This window comes from Maribacter zhoushanensis (genome assembly GCF_029350975.1).
Classification (GTDB): domain Bacteria; phylum Bacteroidota; class Bacteroidia; order Flavobacteriales; family Flavobacteriaceae; genus Maribacter; species Maribacter zhoushanensis.
In genome coordinates, this window is sequence record NZ_JARKMR010000006.1 from 76,073 (window position 1) to 92,950 (window position 16,878).

The 16,878-nt window shown below is 33.3% G+C and carries 14 protein-coding genes; 6 read left to right on the forward strand and 8 right to left on the reverse strand.

Annotated elements, in window-relative coordinates; all coding sequences use genetic code 11:
- Position 1 precedes the first annotated feature (1 nt).
- The 6 genes from PXD56_RS16160 to PXD56_RS16185 form a co-directional block, all read right to left on the reverse strand.
- Positions 2-1,744, reverse strand: a complete 1,743-nt coding sequence (locus tag PXD56_RS16160) for a M14 family metallopeptidase (RefSeq protein ID WP_276494382.1) — start codon at positions 1,742-1,744, stop codon at positions 2-4.
- A gap of 68 nt (positions 1,745-1,812) precedes the next feature.
- Positions 1,813-2,217, reverse strand: a complete 405-nt coding sequence (locus PXD56_RS16165; RefSeq protein WP_276494383.1) for a response regulator — start codon at positions 2,215-2,217, stop codon at positions 1,813-1,815.
- A complete protein-coding gene (locus PXD56_RS16170) occupies positions 2,204-4,057 on the reverse strand; it encodes a PAS domain S-box protein (protein ID WP_276494384.1) in 1,854 nt (617 codons plus the stop codon). Before PXD56_RS16170 ends, PXD56_RS16165 begins: the two co-directional genes overlap by 14 nt.
- Positions 4,058-4,171: 114 nt before the next feature.
- A complete protein-coding gene (locus tag PXD56_RS16175; protein ID WP_276494385.1) occupies positions 4,172-6,019 on the reverse strand; it encodes a PAS domain-containing sensor histidine kinase in 1,848 nt (615 codons plus the stop codon).
- Positions 6,020-6,142: 123 nt separating this feature from the next.
- Positions 6,143-6,595 carry a pantetheine-phosphate adenylyltransferase gene (gene coaD / locus PXD56_RS16180; RefSeq protein ID WP_276494386.1) on the reverse strand — a complete coding sequence of 151 codons (453 nt, stop codon included), beginning with the start codon at positions 6,593-6,595 and terminating at the stop codon, positions 6,143-6,145.
- A gap of 125 nt (positions 6,596-6,720) precedes the next feature.
- Positions 6,721-7,695, reverse strand: coding sequence for a D-alanine--D-alanine ligase (locus PXD56_RS16185; RefSeq protein ID WP_276494387.1), 975 nt, complete (start codon positions 7,693-7,695; stop codon positions 6,721-6,723).
- 173 nt (positions 7,696-7,868) lie between these two features.
- On the opposite strand from PXD56_RS16185, the gene PXD56_RS16190 reads away from it, so the two are divergent.
- The 4 genes from PXD56_RS16190 to PXD56_RS16205 all read left to right on the forward strand — a co-directional run bounded on the left by PXD56_RS16190 (position 7,869) and on the right by PXD56_RS16205 (position 10,757).
- Positions 7,869-8,459, forward strand: coding sequence for a PASTA domain-containing protein (locus tag PXD56_RS16190; RefSeq protein ID WP_276494388.1), 591 nt, complete (start codon positions 7,869-7,871; stop codon positions 8,457-8,459).
- Entirely contained in the window at positions 8,460-9,491 is a 1,032-nt protein-coding gene (locus PXD56_RS16195; RefSeq protein ID WP_276494389.1) for an RluA family pseudouridine synthase, read from the forward strand.
- 91 nt (positions 9,492-9,582) lie between these two features.
- Complete coding sequence (gene yaaA / locus PXD56_RS16200) at positions 9,583-10,344, forward strand: peroxide stress protein YaaA (protein ID WP_276494390.1); 762 nt, start codon at positions 9,583-9,585, stop codon at positions 10,342-10,344.
- A gap of 47 nt (positions 10,345-10,391) precedes the next feature.
- A complete protein-coding gene (locus PXD56_RS16205; RefSeq protein ID WP_276494391.1) occupies positions 10,392-10,757 on the forward strand; it encodes a hypothetical protein in 366 nt (121 codons plus the stop codon).
- 2 nt (positions 10,758-10,759) lie between these two features.
- Here PXD56_RS16205 and PXD56_RS16210 read toward each other — a convergent pair whose 3' ends face one another.
- On the reverse strand, positions 10,760-10,888 hold the full coding sequence (locus tag PXD56_RS16210) for a 30S ribosomal protein THX (protein ID WP_276494392.1): 129 nt from the start codon (positions 10,886-10,888) through the stop codon (positions 10,760-10,762).
- A gap of 83 nt (positions 10,889-10,971) precedes the next feature.
- Here PXD56_RS16210 and PXD56_RS16215 point away from each other — a divergent pair, with 83 nt between their 5' ends.
- Positions 10,972-11,640, forward strand: a complete 669-nt coding sequence (locus PXD56_RS16215; RefSeq protein WP_276494393.1) for a uracil-DNA glycosylase family protein — start codon at positions 10,972-10,974, stop codon at positions 11,638-11,640.
- Between the two features lie 294 nt (positions 11,641-11,934).
- A complete protein-coding gene (locus PXD56_RS16220) occupies positions 11,935-14,481 on the forward strand; it encodes a phosphoenolpyruvate carboxylase (protein ID WP_276494394.1) in 2,547 nt (848 codons plus the stop codon).
- Positions 14,482-14,554: 73 nt separating this feature from the next.
- On the opposite strand, the gene PXD56_RS16225 is transcribed toward PXD56_RS16220, so the two are convergent.
- On the reverse strand, positions 14,555-16,639 hold the full coding sequence (locus PXD56_RS16225) for a hypothetical protein (RefSeq protein ID WP_276494395.1): 2,085 nt from the start codon (positions 16,637-16,639) through the stop codon (positions 14,555-14,557).
- Positions 16,640-16,878: the final 239 nt, after the last annotated feature.

The window sequence follows — 16,878 nt, forward strand, 5'->3', positions numbered from 1 at the left end:
ACTACTTTTTTATTCGATATACCGGATATTGTAGATGTGCTTTTTCATAAAGATCACTTCTTTTGAAAAGCCAATCTAATTGCTTGTACCAGTTTTCTTTGAAATCTGAATCAAGCATTTTTTTGTCCTCAAACTTAGCTTTGAGTATAGAATCATTTTCTAACATTTTAAGGGTGGTATCTTCAAATACGTAGGGGGAGAAGCCTTCTTTTTGCTGTAGTATGGTGTCAAAGAAATTCCAATTGAAAAATGAATCTACTGCAGAAGGTTCCAATGTTTCTAAAATATATCTAAAACCTGGTTGGTCTGTAGGTATGATGATGTCTCCTGTATGAAAATCTTTAGTTTCATATGTGGTATTTACCTTTGTGTTATAATGTGGGTAGTGACCCTCATATGGCGATGTATACGTTTGGTATTCATCTATTTTATATGCTTCTACAGATATGGTAGAATCTTTTTGTAGCTTAGTGTAAGAGATTTTATTTACATCTAATTTTTCAATAATAGTTTCCCATTGCCTACCTAGCACATATGCTTTTGGAATTTTAATAGAATCTGATGGAGCGAAATAATCTTGATACGCTACCTCTGTTTCTATAGGTAGATTTCGGTTGTATTTTAATCTTTTTAGACCGGTAACTTCACTAATAATGGTATCTGCTTTGTAGCCTTTGAACATATATTTAGAAACCTTTGTGGTATCAACTGCCCATGCAATAGGATAATACTCTTCTGTGCTATTATTTAAGAATGCAGCATCTCTTAAAGATCTAATTTTGCTACCGTCTTTTTCGGCAATGGCAATCATTTTTAGCATAAGTTCATAAGTGCCCTCTACGCGCATGTCATATGGCTTTAGCATATGAGTTTCAACCATCATACCTACAGTATTAAATAGGGTTGTGTATCCGGTAGAGTATCTAGGGTGATCCATGAATTGTTTAAAACCTTTTTCAGGCGGACTATTAAAGACATTTACATATGGCGTAATGTCCCAATTAGATTTGGATAAAGAATCATGTAATTGTGGCATTAATGAACCATGAATATATTCACCTAATTCACCTCCCAATTTATTGTGTTGCGTAAATAAATGTGTAAGGGTATATTGATAATCTGCACCATTGCTTACGTGATTGTCTATATAAACATCAGGATTTATAAGATGAAAAATTTCTGCAAAAGTTTCAGCATTTTTGGTGTCGCTTTTAATGAAATCTCTATTTAAATCGTAATTCTTGGCGTTACCTCTAAATCCGTATTCTAATGGTCCGTTTTGGTTTGCGCGTGAGGTGCTGTTTCTATTTAACGCACCACCAACATTATAAACAGGAATGGTGGCAATTATAGTTTCTTTTGGGGTTTCGATCTCGTTACTTGCCAAATCACGAAATAATAACATGGTTGCATCAATACCATCACTTTCGCCAGGATGAATGCCATTGTTTATTAGCAACATGGTATTGCTTTCGCTTAGCTTTTTAAAATCAAAATCACCTTTGTCACTATAAGTAACAATATGTAAAGGTTTACCACTATCGGTAGTACCAATAGTTTGTATGTTGATGGTTGAAAACTCTTTTGATAGTTTTAGGTAAAAATCTATTACCTGGTCATAAGTAGCGGTTTCTTTTTTATTAGATGCTTCAAAAGGGGTTGGGAAATCTGTTTTGGTATTTTCAACTTTACTTTCGCAAGAAAAAATTAATAGCGCTAAAAAAACGAGTGATATAGTTTTCATATACAAACAATTACAATGGTAATAAATACCATTAATTGAATGTAAAAATAATCAATACTTTTATTGACTTAAGCTACTTGGGTAATTTCTGTTATTTTATTTCTGTCAATTGGTTTTTGATTGAAAGTGATTAAGTGATGACTTTTACTTTTGTAATGTTCCCATTGTTTTTGGTCAAAGGGATCTATAGAGGAGGTTACTATATTAATTCTAATTCTATTACTGATCGGTAGTTCAATAAAAGCCTCTAAAAATTCCCAACCATCCATTATAGGCATATTGATATCTAGAAAAATAACCTGTGGAATTTGCTTGTTATTATTATAAAATTCAGTCAAAGCATCTAATGCAATTTTACCATTGTCATATGATTTTATTGACTCGCACTCAACACTTGAAGATATTAGTTTACGTAAGCCAAATACTGTAATGGCATCGTCATCAATTATAGTGATATCACTAATTTTTTTCATTAAAGAAAATTTTAAATTCTGTTCCTTTTCCTACTTCACTACTAACTTCTATCTTGCCGTTCATAGCGTCTATTTGGTTTTTGGTCAAGTACAACCCTATTCCTCTTGCATCTTTATGATCGTGGAAGGTTTTGTACATACCAAAAAGTTTTTTACCGTACTTTTTTAAGTCAATACCCAGACCATTATCCTTTATGGAAAGTACTGAATACCCTTTCTTTTTTTCTACACTTAAAATTACATGACCTTCTCTTTCAGGATGTCTGTATTTAACAGCGTTGGTAATAAAGTTTGTAATTATACTATCTACATATGCCGGCACCACTTTTATATTGAAACTAGCCGGAATATTATTTTCTATTTTGCTCTTGTTATTTGAAATAAATGGAGAAAGGTTGTTGCATACATCTACAACTTTATCATGTAAGTTTATTTCCTTGATTTCAATATTGGTATTTGTATTAATTGAAACTACCTCGTTCAAATTATCTAATGTTTCTAATAAGTTATTAGAGGCTTTTGTAAGCATAGTAAATATGTTCTTCTTTTCATCCTCATCTTCTTCGCTTTCTAAAAAGTTTAGAAGCATGGAGAAGTTGGCAGAGTGCGAACGTAGATTATGCGAAACAATATGAGCAAAGTTCAATAATTTTTTATTTTGTACAGAGGCAATGTTTATAATGTTTCTAAGCTCTTTTTCTTTTTCTTTTAAGGTAGAGATATCCATACTGATACCTACAATACCATAAGCTACACCTTTATTGTTTAAAAGAGGTATTTTAGAATTAAGAAAAGAGGTTACTTTTCCGTCTAAAGTGGTTTTAACTGTTTCCTTGCCAATTACAGGTATAAGCGAATTCATTACTTTTAAATCTTCTTCTCTAGACTTTTTAGCTGCGTCAAAAGGGTAAAGTTCAAAGTCACTTTTTCCAATAATCTCTTTTGGGTCGTTAATACCTAAATATTCACATTCAGCTTTATTGACTAGTACTTTTCTAGATTCGGTATCTTTTATATATACATTGACCGGTAGATTGTCTATCAGTGTTCTAAGTAGTTTTTCATTATCAATAGTCTTTAAATCTGCAACTACTTGCTCATGAATATCTTGAAAAGTACCTATTAAGCCTACAACTTCTCCTTTGTTGTAAATAGGTTTTCCGCCGGCCATTACCCATTTTTCCTTACCTGTGGCGGTTATGATTTGTAATTTAAGATTGCTCCAAGATTTACCTTTGTTTTGAGCTTCAAAAAGTGCCATAGATATAGCATTTCTGCTATGACCTTCTTTATAATAAAAGAGAGCTGTTTCAATATTTGGACGAAAACCTGGGGTAACCTCATGAATAGATTTGGTTGTAGAACACCAAAATAATTGGTTGTCGGCAATATTATATTCCCATCTTCCAATTTTAGTGATTTCCGCTTGTTGCTGTAATAGTAGCTCTTTCTTGTTCAGCTCTAGCTCATTGTTAACAGCTTCGGTAATATTACTTAATTGTATAATTGCCCCTACTATATTTTCGTCTGTATCATACCACGGTGCATTTGTCCATTCAAACCACAGTTCTTGACCATTGGTGTTAATAGTTTGGTGAATGCCCATAGGTTGAGGGTTTCCTTTAAAACAATTGTCTAAAACCATTTTCCATTTATGACTTAATTTGGGGAAAACCGCAAATAAGCTTTTTGAGTTGTTGTGCTCGTCATTTTTGTTAAAAATACTCGTCCATTTGTCAGATGTCTGAACAATATTATAATTAGTATCAATGAATGCCGTTGGTGACGGTAATTGTCTAATTAGGTACGAGGTATTTGATTTTAGGGGAACTTTTATCATACCGATGTAATTTCTTACGAATGTAGTTGGATTACTGCATTTTATTACATATTTGTTGTGAATACTATTATTAACGTTGTCTATGGTTTAATAAATTACATTAAAGATTACTTTCTACTTTTTATTAAAATAGAATTTAAAAGTTGTGCCTTGCCCAGGTGAGCTATCAACAGTAATTTTTCCGTTCATAGCATCCATTTGGTTTTTGGTAATATAAAGACCAATACCACGAGATTCCTTGTTTCTATGAAAAGTCTTGTATAGTCCAAATAACTGATCGCCATATTTCTCTAAATCTATACCTAGACCATTATCTTCAATACTTAGAATGGTATAATCTTTATTTTCTTCCGTACTTAATATGATAATTGGCGGTTTATTATCGCACTTATATTTTATTGAATTGGTAATGCAATTTGTTAATATACTATTTAGATAGGCAGGTAGAGCTTTTACTTTGACATCATCAGGTATTTCGTTAACAATTTTACCATTGGTCTGCTTTAATAAACCAGCTACATTTTGTTCAACGATAAAAACACTTTCATTTAAAGGAAGTAATTTTTTCTCGTTATTTAGATTAGATTTTACGGCAACGATTTCTCTTAACCCTTTAATCGTCTCAGATAAGTTGTCAGATGCGTTGAAAAGCATTGTCATGTACTTATTGCGTTGGGTAAGTCCTTTTTCGTCGTTTAAGAAATTTAATAATAATGAAAAGTTGGTAGCGTGGGTTTTAAGATTGTGAGAGACCATATGAGCAAAATTAAGAAGCTGATCATTTTTCTCTCTAGAAGCAATTATGGTATTTTTTAATTTCTTCTCTAACTTGGTTTGTGTTGTTATATTTTCAATGGTACATAAAATACTTTTCTTGTTATTGAGACCCTTAACCAGGTTACCGCTAACTTTTAAGTTTAATGTATGATTCAATTTATTTGAAAATGTAAACTTTACAGAATCAAAAGATTCTTTTTCTTTCAATTGTGTTACCAAGTCTTTTTCTTTATTCAGAAAAGATTTGCCAATAAATTCTTTGAAATTCTTATTTATAAAATGTTCTTTTTCAAAACCTGATAGTTTTATGAACTGTTGGTTTACATTTAAAAAGTTACCATTATCAAAATCTATAATAGCTAAACCTAAAGGTACTTTTTCGAATAAAGGATATTCACTTAATTCAGCCTCAAGAACGGTTTTTTTAACTTCTATTTTATTTTCTTCATCTACCTGTTGAATTGTACCTATTATTCGTGTACAGATACCATCCTTAAATTTAGGTCTACCTATAGTGTTAACCCAAATAATAGTGCCGTCTTTTTGTCGTAATTGCGCTTTTACATTCCAGGGTTTACCTAGTGTTAAAGCTTCGTTTACAACTTTCTGTATTACCTCTTTAGATTCGTCTGTATAAAAATCAATAGCAGTTTCTAGAGTAGGGTGAAAATCTACCGGAAGACCATAAATTTTATTTACTATAGGTGTCCAGAGTAAAGAATTATTTATAGCGTCTAGTTCAAAACTACCAATTTTGGCAACAGAGGTTTTATTGTTAAGTAATAATTTAGTTTTATTAAGTTCTAGCTCTAGTTCTTGAGTTTTTGTTATAGGTTCAATTTTGATAATTACACCTATAATATTACCATAGCCATCTTTCCAAGGGTTTAAATGCCAAATAGAATCATCAGATGAATATTGGCATTCATTGGCGTTGTATTTAAATTTTATATCGCGAAGACCATCTAAACTATATTTTAATCTAGTTTTCAGTTCTTGTGCTAATTCAGGAAATAAATCAACAAAGTACTTGCCTTCTATCTGCTCTAAATTTAATTGAAAATTAGCCTCCCATCTTGGTGATGCGCTAATGAGTTTAAAGTCTGTATCTATAATTACAATAGATGATGGAATTTGCTTGATCCAGTCTAAAGAAAACGATGAACTATTTTTTGATCTAATCATTGGTGGAAAGAATTTTCTTACGAATTTATAGGAAAATTAGAGTTTACCCACCTAAATTGTTGTGTTTTTGCGAAAAGTTGTGGTTGAAAGGGGTTTTCTTGTTGTCAGGCCGACGAACGACACTTATTTTCTTACAGAATCAGGTACTAAGCCCGTATAATCACCACCATTGCGTATAACGTCTCTAACTATAGAGGAGCTGATGTATGATTTACCCGATGAGGTCAATAGAAACACGGTTTCTATCTCAGATAATTTTCGATTTGTATGTGCAATTGCCTTCTCAAATTCAAAATCGCCCGGATTTCGTAATCCTCTTAAAATAAAATTCGCGTCTACTTTCTTACAAAAATCTACAGTTAGTCCTACATATGATTTCACCGTTATTGAAGGAACATCTTTGAAGGCTTCCTCTATAAATTGTATACGCTGTTCTAAGCTGAACATGTACTTTTTGTCGGCATTTTTTCCAATAGCAATAATGACCTCGTCAAATAAAGTTATGCCACGCATAATTATATCATGATGTCCTAAAGTTAAAGGGTCAAAAGAACCTGGAAAAATTGCGCGTCTCATATGTGTATTTTACTCGTTAATCGAGATTTAAAATAATCCGATGTTTGTGTCGAATCATTCGTTATCTTTTTATCAATATCTCGCAGGCTTTACCTGAAGTTATTTACTCTTTAAATATAGTCAAATTATGACAATGCCTCATTAATGGCGTACTCAAATAACATCCCTAGTTCAATACCGGCCTGTTTAGCCTGCTGCGGTAAAATACTCTCAGTAGTTAAACCTGGTGTTGTATTCATTTCTAATAAGAAGGGTTCATCACCTATAAATATAAATTCACTTCTAGAAAAACCTGTCATTTTGAGCACATCATAGATTCTTTTAGATACTATGGTTACTTTTTCTAATTGCTCAGCATTTATTCTTGCAGGAGTTATTTCTTGAGATTTACCTTCGTATTTTGCTTGGTAGTCAAAGAAATCATTTTCTGACACTATTTCTGTAATAGGGAATACGGTAGTTTTGCCATTCAATTTTAATACGCCTACAGAAACTTCTGTACCGTCAAGAAAGCCTTCTATAATAATTTCATCATCTTCTTTATAGGCTGTTTCAATGGCGCCTTTAAGCTCTTCTGCTTTATAGACTTTAGTAATGCCAAAACTGCTACCAGATTTATTGGCTTTTACGAAACAAGGTAATTTGACCTTGTCAATGATTTCGGATTCATTTATTTCATCACCAAGGTTTAGGTAGTAAGATGGTGCAGCTTTAATTCCATATGGTTTTAAGACACTCAGTAAATCGCGCTTGTTAAAAGTAAGGGCCGCTTGGTAGAAATCGCATGAAGTGTGCTTAATACCTAAAAGTTCAAAATAAGCTTGCATGAGTCCGTCTTCCCCTGGTGAGCCATGAATGGCATTAAAAACACAATCAAATGTTATTGATGTACCGTTTAAAGGAATGGAGAAGTCATTTCTGTCTATAGGTGTCTCATTGTTCTGTTCATCTACATAGACCCATTTATCTTTAAAAATATGTATTCTATATAGGTTGAATTTATCCTTGTTCAGATAGTCATAGACCACATTACCACTTTTAAGCGATATTTTATATTCACTAGAATAACCGCCCATTATAATTGCAATATTTTTTTTCATGTGTATGGTCTATTAGAATGTTAAAGCAAAGATGGAGTATTGAAATAAAATAAAAAAGAAAACATACAGCATTCATTAATTAAGAATTAATTTTTATGATACCCATAACTATAAACCAATGCTGTAAAATGGTATGAGGGCATTTACTATATTTGTCGGGTCAAATAATACGTATGAGGAATTTTTTCAATTTTTTAAAAAGTAAAACCTTTTTTATTCAATTAGGTCTTGCGGTGTTGGTATTGATAATTGTGATTTTTGTCACATTAAGATACCTGAACAGTACCACCAATCATGGTGAGTTTGTAGAAGTGCCAGATTTTTCTAAAAAATCTGTTATGGATATGAGAAAATCAATTGAAGAAGCTGGTTTGCGATATGAAGTTTTAGACTCTGCAAACTACAATCCAGATTACCCAAGATTCTCGATTATAGAACAAAACCCTTCAGCGGGATCAAAAGTTAAGGAGAATAGAAAAATTTATTTCACCGTAAATCCGTCAGGATATAAAAAAGTAACCGTTCCTAAAATTATTCAGGTAACCAAGCGTAATGCATCTTCAATGTTAAAAGCTGTAGGTTTAGATGTGCAGCGTGTTACCTATGTAGATGAATTAGGTAAGGATATGGTGTACCGTATAAAATATAAAGGAAAAGATATAAAGCCCGGTGACAAGCTACCTAAAACATCTAAGATAGAATTAGTTTGTGGCAATGGTAGTATTACGGAAAGAGCAATAATTAAAGCGGAATCTGAAGATTAGATGGAGGAGAATATTGAGCGGCCAGAAAATGAAGATGGAGAACTTTTTGAACATCATAAAGTTATAGCCTCTAAAGGTCAAGTTCCTTTGCGTGTAGATAAATTTTTAATGAATTTCATTGAAAACGCCACACGAAATAAAATACAGCAATCAGCTAAAGATGGTCACGTTTGGGTCAATGACAAAATCGTAAAATCTAATTATAAGGTAAAAGCAGGTGATGAGGTAAAGGTGTTGTTTGAGCATCCGCCACATGAATTTTTGTTGGTGCCAGAAGATATTCCGTTAGATATTGTGTATGAAGATGATGTTTTAATGGTTGTGAACAAACCTGCGGGCATGGTAGTGCATCCTGGGCACGGTAATTATTCAGGTACGCTAATCAATGCATTAATTTATCATACAGATAACTTACCATCTAACAGTAATGAAAGACCGGGTTTGGTACATCGTATAGATAAAGATACCTCGGGTCTGTTGGTAGTTGCAAAGACAGAAGCTGCTATGACACATTTGGCAAAACAATTTTTTGATAAGACTTCTGAACGTGAATATGTTGCCCTTGTTTGGGGAAATATTGAAGAAGATGAAGGTACAGTGGTAGGCAATGTAGGTAGAAATCCTAAAAATCGCTTACAGATGCATGTTTTTCCAGAAGGGGAAGAAGGTAAGGAAGCTGTAACCCATTTTAAGGTGTTGGAAAGATTAGGTTATGTTACTTTGGTGTCTTGTAAATTAGAGACAGGCAGAACGCATCAAATTCGTGTGCATATGAAATACATAGGGCACACTTTATTCAATGATGAACGTTACGGTGGTGAAAAGATATTAAAAGGTACAACCTTTACAAAGTACAAGCAATTTGTAGAGAATACTTTTAAATTACTACCAAGACAAGCCTTACATGCCAAGACATTAGGTTTTGTGCATCCGGTTACGGGAGAGCATATGAGCTTTGATTCTGAAGTGCCCGAAGATATGACGAGTGCCATTGAAAAATGGAGAGGTTACAGTAAAAATAGTACAGAATAAGTTTCTCCAATACCACTATTTAAACTCTTTTTTATCTTTTGTAGGTCTATCTGTTTATCCTTTTTATTTTTGGGAATATTAAAATTGTACTATGAAAATTGTTATTTCTCCGGCTAAGTCATTGAATTATGAAAGTGAGTTGCCAACAACAAAATATACTTCTCCAGAATTTATAGAAGATGCTGAAAAGCTGAACAAGGTTTTAAAGAAAAAGAAACCCAAAGCACTTTCTGAGCTAATGTCTATTTCAGATAATTTGGCGCAATTGAATTGGCAACGAAATCAAGATTTTACAGTACCATTTACATCAGATAACGCAAGACCGGCAGTTTATGCTTTTAGTGGTGATGTATACCAAGGTTTGGATGCGTACACGTTATCCGATGAGAAAATAGAGAAGTTGCAACAAACACTTAGAATTTTATCTGGGCAGTACGGTATATTAAAACCATTAGATTTAATGCAGCCCTATCGTCTAGAAATGGGAACTTCTTTGAAAATTGGCAGAAAGAAAAACTTGTACGAATACTGGGGCGAAAGGCTTACCGATCACTTAAATAATGAGATGGTAGAAGGTGAGTTGTTGGTGAACCTGGCAAGTAATGAGTATTACAGCGCTTTAAAGCCTAAAAAGATTAAATCTGAAATTATTACTCCGGTCTTTAAAGATTGGAAGAACGATAAATTAAAGATCATAAGTTTCTTCGCTAAAAAAGCAAGAGGGGCAATGGTTAGGTATATTATAGATACCGATGCCAAATCTTTAGAAGATATTAAAGGGTTCAATTTAGATGATTATCAATTTAGTCAGGAACATACCTTAAAAGAAAATGAACCTGTCTTTATTAGATAAAATATAATCTACTCTTTTTCGTTCTTAAGTATATATAAAATACGTCTATGAAAAGGGTTGTTTTACTTGCTGTTATATGTCTTGGTGTTCTATTCTCATGTACAGATAGAGATGATGAAGTTAACTTAGTCAATATTCGGGTTCAAAACAGTACGGAACTTTTTTTTAGTGAAGTACGTATAGTTGAAAATGATACCGTTTATGAGAATATTGAAGCAGGTGAATTTTCAGAATACATGGAGTTTGAAAGGGCATATGCATTTACTGAAATATCAATTCTTACAGATTCTACTAGCTTGAATTATGTACCTGTAGAGATGTCAACGGATACTTTGCCAATTGGTTTTTACACGTATGAGATTTCTTTAGATGAAGAGAACCAAGTAGACTTGACCTTTAAAATAGATAATTAAGTTTATTTCTTTTTATTGATTTTTATTTTTTCTTCTATAGTAGGTCTCTTTTTAATTTTACGGGGTCTTCTAGTTCCGTAAGAGTTATTGGATATTTTTCCTTTTCTAGATTTCTTATCTCCTTTTCCCATATCTCGTTTTCTTTGATTTCCGTTTAAGTTAGTAATTTAGAGAAGATTTGGCTTTAAAATAAGCTCATGAGAATAAAACACTAATGCAAAAGAAATTTCAACATACGCATCCGTATGAACCGTTTATAAATGAATCTACTGAAAAATTGATTGTAGGTACATTGCCACCACCACGTTTTACCACAGGAGAATTAAAAGAGGGCGATGTCAATTTTTGTTATGGAAGTCGTGATGGTCAGCTGTGGCCAATTTTAGATAGAATATTCAATTTAAATCTAAAATTTGAAACTACGGCTGAAGCCGTAGAACAACGCAAAACATTTTTGAAAGAAAGAAAAATTGGTGTTTGTGATATTGTAGCATCTGCAGAAAGGGAAAAAATAGATGCCTCAGATATTGGTATGCAGAATATTAAATTACGAAATGTAATAGGGTATCTAGAAAAATATCCTAAAGTAACGACCTTATTGTTTACAGGAGGCAACAGTAAAAATGGTCCTGAGTATTTTTTTAGAAAGCTATTGAAGGAGCATAGTGTTTCTTTGTTTCCTATTTCTACAAATGTACCACGCATACATGAGTTTATGCATCCTATAACAAAAGTAACAATTAGAACAGTTTCTTTGATTGCTCCTTCTGGAGCAGCAAATAGGGCGGTAGGTAGTCTTGAAAGTTATAAAAGAATGAAAAAGGAAAACCCTAAGTTCAATACATTAGATTTTAGGATACTGCAATATAAGGAACACTTTTAAGGTGGTTTAGTTTTAAAACTGCTTTAAACTAAAAAGAGTCCTGTTTTTAAAACAAGACTCTTTTACGAGAACACTATATGAAAATGAAAAATTTTATTTCTTATTAACACTGTAAAGGTAGATAGCTTATACAGTATTTTGAATTATTTGTTGTCAATACACACAATTTTGTGGTATACTTCTATGAAAATGATATTTCACAAAAATGATTCTCTAAATTCTCTTGGAATAGCGATATTTATGTTCGAATTTTAGAAAGTTTGCCGTAATGGTACGGCGTAAAGTTTTTGATATATGCAACAACAAGAAAGGTTGGCAGAATTTAAGAAGTCTGTCCAAAATAAATTTAATGTTTATAATAGTCTATTCTTAAACCTACCTTACAAGAATATTGAGAATGTGGGTATGTTAATTCCGTTATTACTCAATCAATCTGAAAAGGGATTGAGCGATGGTCTTAACCCGAAAGAAATACTAGAGAATTTTTTCGAAAATTTTGTGGATATCAAATCAGAAAAAGAGCAGATAGACTTCATGTTTCGTATTATACAGTATGTAGAGAGACAAGTGGTACTTTATGATAGTGTAGAAGATGCTGCTTTCCCAAAACTTCACAAACATTCAAGTTCATTGTCTTTAAAAGATTATTTTCAATTAGTAGAGAAAAATAATTCTTGGGATACCATTTGGGATAAGTTGAGCACTTTCAGTGCGCGTATTGTCCTAACGGCACACCCAACTCAATTTTATACACCTGCGGTTTTAGATATTATTACAAACCTTAGAACATTGATTTTAGAAGATAAAATTGATGAAATAGATGTTGGCTTACAGCAATTAGGGTTAACGTCTTTGATCAATGCTAAAAAACCTACACCTTTAGATGAGGCTAAGAATATCATTTACACACTAAGGCATGTATATTATGATGCTATTGGTGATATGTACGCATATATAAAAGGTAGTACAGGTTCTAAGGCGTTTGAAAATCATGATATTGTAAAGTTAGGTTTTTGGCCAGGTGGTGACAGGGATGGTAACCCATTTGTAACTGCTGATATTACTAGAGATGTAATGAACGAACTTCGTTTAACATTAATGAAGTGTTATTACAATGACTTAAAAGGTTTAGTAAATAAACTAACCTTTAAAGACGTACAAGAACCAATACAGAAATTGAGGTCAAATCTGTATACCGCAATGTTCGATAGTTCTAAGGATATTGGCTATGAAGATTTAATTATTCCTTTAGAAGAAATTAGATTGATTCTTATTGAAAAATATCAAAGTCTTTACTTAAAAGATTTAGAGAAGTTCATTGATAAAGTGAAAATATTTAAAGTTCACTTTGCAACAATAGATATACGCCAAGACCACAGTATGCATACCAAGGTAATGGTTGAGGTTTTGAAAAAGAACGGATTAATTAAAGAAGGGCTTAGTGAGTTATCTGAAGAGAAATTAATAGATATTTTATTACATGAGAATTTACAATTAGTTCCAGGTGATTACAAAGAAGATATTGTAAAAGATACTATTAAGAACATACTACAGTTACAGACAATACAAGAGAAGAACGGTGAAGAAGGCTGTAATAGGTATATCATTAGTAATTCTGAAGATAAGTTCTCTATTCTTTTTGTTTATGCATTGTTTAGATGGTGTGGTTGGGCAGGTAAAGAAATCACTTTTGATATAGTGCCACTTTTTGAGACTATGAATGGTATGGACACTGCGCAAGACACCATGCAGTTCTTGTTCAATTTACCTGAATATAAAGCACATTTAGAGAATAGAAATAAAAAGCAAACCATAATGCTTGGTTTCTCTGATGGCACAAAAGACGGTGGTTACTTAAAGGCGAACTGGTCTATTTTGAAAACAAAAGAAGAACTTTCAGAAGTGTGCAATCAGCATGATATAGCAGCTGTTTTCTTTGATGGTAGAGGAGGACCACCGGCAAGAGGTGGTGGAAAAACACATCGTTTTTATGCGGCCCAAACAAACAAGGTTGCAAATAACGAAATTCAACTTACTATTCAAGGGCAGACTATTACCAGTACCTATGGTACCAAGGAGCAGTTTATTTATAATAGTGAGCAGTTGTTAACAGCAGGTTTGTCAAATACTATCTTAGAAAAAGAAATTGTTATATCTGACGATGATAGGAAACTTATAGAGGAATTATCTGAAATGAGCTTTAAGAAATACGATGATTTAAAACATCATGATAAGTTCATGCCTTATTTAGAGAATATGAGTACCCTAAAATACTATACCAAAGCAAATATTGGAAGTAGACCGGGTAAAAGAGGAAACAAGGCTAAATTAGAACTGTCTGATTTAAGAGCTATATCTTTTGTAGGTTCTTGGAGCCAGTTGAAACAAAATGTGCCAGGTTATTATGGTATTGGTACCGCTTTAAAAACATTAGAAGATGATGGTAGGTTAGAAGAGGCTAAAAGATTATATGAAGAAGTACCGTTTTTTCAAGCTTTGATGATGAATAGTATGATGAGTCTTACCAAATGTTATTTTGAATTGACCAGCTATATGAAAGAGAATGAAGAGTATGGTGCTTTTTGGGAAATTCTTCATGCAGAATATGAATTATCAAAATCAATGCTTTTAAAACTTTCAGGTATGGAAATATTGATGAAAAAAGAAGCAATTTCTAGAGAGTCAATTAAAATACGTGAGAATATAGTATTACCATTATTGGTGATACAACAATATGCGTTACAGAGAATTGGCGAGGGTACGGAGTATAAAGAATTGTATGAGAAAATTGTTACAAGATCTCTTTATGGAAATATTAATGCGAGTAGAAACTCGGCATAATAATTAATATTGCAAAAGTAAAAAGGCTCTGTAAGTAAAATTACAGAGCCTTTTACATTACAAGTATTTAGGTTTAATGAACTTTACGTACAACTTCTATTGAATTAGAAATATCAAAGCAACCATTGAATTCATCAAATGTCCATCCAGATTCCATACCTGTTAGTCCATCTTCATATCTAATGTAATAGATAAAACATGTTCCTTCGCCTGCAGCATTGAAATCAACAGATTTAAGATCAGCAATAGTTGGTGGAAGACCTAGTATTTTACCAGTTTCATCAGTAATTATCCAAGAACTATTAGCACCTGAAACATTTTCATTGTTTATAGCTATACCAGTTACAAAATCAGAGGTTTCATCGACTATAAACTCAAAAGGCCCTCCGGTTATCGTTCCTGCGTGTGGTTCGGTTCTTACCACTGTTAACGGGTTAGATAAAGCAAAATTACCAGAAACATTATTTGCGTTCATATCAACCTCTAGTCCTGAAATTTCACCTTCGTAACGTGCGTACCATATAAGACAAGTTCCTGCACCTGCTCCGTCAAAATTAACTCCCTCAACAGCTTCAAGAGTAGGTGGTAATCCTAATATTTTCCCTTGGTCATCTGTAATGACCCAAGTGCTCTGAGAACCTGTAGCATTAGAATTATCTAAAGAAATACCGTACACATTGTCAACTTCGCCATCTACACAGAAACTAAAAGGACCACCTTCTAGCGTACCCGCATTTACACCTTGTATTCTTTGAACTTCAATTGAGTTAGATAGATCAAAACATCCTGTTAAATCTGCCGCATTGTTACCCATTGCTGCACCTTCTAGATCATCTTCATATCTTAAATACCATATAAGGCAAGTACCTACACCTGCAGCATCAAAATTTACGCCCTTAACAGCATCTAGTGTTGGTGGTAGACCAAGAATATTCAAATCTTCATCAGTAATCACCCATGTGCTATTAGTACCCGAAACTTCAGAAGCATCTAACGTAATATCGGTAACATAATCAGCTTCACCATCCACGTAGAATTTGTATGGACCACCGGTTAAATGACCAGCTTCTGTTTTACTACGAACTACTTCTATTGAGTTTGATAAATTGTAATTTCCTTGAAGATCATTTGCATTCATGTCAACTGCAAGTCCGTTCAATTCGCCTTCATAGCGTAAATACCAAATAAGACAAGTACCAGCACCTGCACCATCAAAATTCACTCCTTCAACAGCTTCTAATGTTGGTGGCAATCCTAATATTTTTCCTTGCTCATCTGTAATTACCCAGCTACTATTGCTTCCTTTTGCATCAGAACTATCTAAAGTTATACCGTAAACATTATCTACTTCACCATCTACACAGAAGTTAAAAGGTCCGCCTGAAATGGTACCAGCGTTTGCAGCATCCAATCGTGTAACTTGAATAGAATTTGATAAGCTAAAACATCCTTCAAGCTCGCCTGCGTTCATACCAGCTTCTGCGCCTACCAGACCATCTTCAAAACGAAGATACCAGATAAGGCAAACTCCCGCTCCGGCCATATCGAAATCAACTTCTTTGACTGCATCTAGCGTAGGTGGTAGTCCTAGAATGTTCAGTTCATCATCGGTAATTACAAAGGTACTATTGGTACCTATTGCATCTTCTGAGTTTAAAGTGATATCGGTAACGAAATCTGCATTGCCGTCAACAGTAAATTCATATGGTCCACCAGATAGAACACCGGCAATGGTTTCATTTCTTTGAACTTCTATAGAATTAGATAAATCAAACGAGCCTTCAAAATTGTTGGTATTCAAGCCCATTTCTAGACCTACCAACCCTTCTTCATAGCGCAGATACCAAATAAGGCAAGTGCCGGCACCGGCAGCGTCAAAGTCTACCCCATAAACGGCATCTAAAGTTGGCGGAAGACCAAGAATATTATTCTGGTCATCAGTAATGACCCAGGTACTTAAACTGCCGGAAGAGCTTTCACTATTTAGGACAATGCCATTAACCATGTCTGGTACACCATCTACACAAAAGGTAAAGGGTCCGCCGGCAATATCACCAGATGCTGGTATGATTACATCAACAATGGCATTGTCGTCATCTGAACAACTTGCCATAACTAGCAAGAGCATTAAAATGGATAAAAAGTTGAAATTTTTCATATGTTCTGTTTTTTTTGGTTACAAACAAATGAATGAAATTGGTATAACAGGGTAATCACAAGAATATCAACTTGTTGTGATAACTTCCGTGATGTTTTCGTGATAATTGATAAAATTCACCAATATTACTAGGTGTAGAGGTAGTTTATTGATTTTAAGATGTTTAAAGAATATGACTTTAAATAAATTAATTAAAAAAAAGGTTTATTAAAAGCTATTGGTGTATAGAATAAAAACGC

Bases quoted from the DNA above. Each gene is read 5' to 3' on its own strand.
- PXD56_RS16160 (WP_276494382.1), bottom strand. From the start codon at position 1,744: ATGAAAACTATATCACTCGTTTTTTTAGCGCTATTAATTTTTTCTTGC.
- PXD56_RS16165 (WP_276494383.1), bottom strand. From the start codon at position 2,217: ATGAAAAAAATTAGTGATATCACTATAATTGATGACGATGCCATTACA.
- PXD56_RS16170 (WP_276494384.1), bottom strand. From the start codon at position 4,057: ATGATAAAAGTTCCCCTAAAATCAAATACCTCGTACCTAATTAGACAA.
- PXD56_RS16175 (WP_276494385.1), bottom strand. From the start codon at position 6,019: ATGATTAGATCAAAAAATAGTTCATCGTTTTCTTTAGACTGGATCAAG.
- coaD (WP_276494386.1), bottom strand. From the start codon at position 6,595: ATGAGACGCGCAATTTTTCCAGGTTCTTTTGACCCTTTAACTTTAGGA.
- PXD56_RS16185 (WP_276494387.1), bottom strand. From the start codon at position 7,695: ATGAAAAAAAATATTGCAATTATAATGGGCGGTTATTCTAGTGAATAT.
- PXD56_RS16190 (WP_276494388.1), top strand. From the start codon at position 7,869: ATGAGGAATTTTTTCAATTTTTTAAAAAGTAAAACCTTTTTTATTCAA.
- PXD56_RS16195 (WP_276494389.1), top strand. From the start codon at position 8,460: ATGGAGGAGAATATTGAGCGGCCAGAAAATGAAGATGGAGAACTTTTT.
- yaaA (WP_276494390.1), top strand. From the start codon at position 9,583: ATGAAAATTGTTATTTCTCCGGCTAAGTCATTGAATTATGAAAGTGAG.
- PXD56_RS16205 (WP_276494391.1), top strand. From the start codon at position 10,392: ATGAAAAGGGTTGTTTTACTTGCTGTTATATGTCTTGGTGTTCTATTC.
- PXD56_RS16210 (WP_276494392.1), bottom strand. From the start codon at position 10,888: ATGGGAAAAGGAGATAAGAAATCTAGAAAAGGAAAAATATCCAATAAC.
- PXD56_RS16215 (WP_276494393.1), top strand. From the start codon at position 10,972: ATGCAAAAGAAATTTCAACATACGCATCCGTATGAACCGTTTATAAAT.
- PXD56_RS16220 (WP_276494394.1), top strand. From the start codon at position 11,935: ATGCAACAACAAGAAAGGTTGGCAGAATTTAAGAAGTCTGTCCAAAAT.
- PXD56_RS16225 (WP_276494395.1), bottom strand. From the start codon at position 16,639: ATGAAAAATTTCAACTTTTTATCCATTTTAATGCTCTTGCTAGTTATG.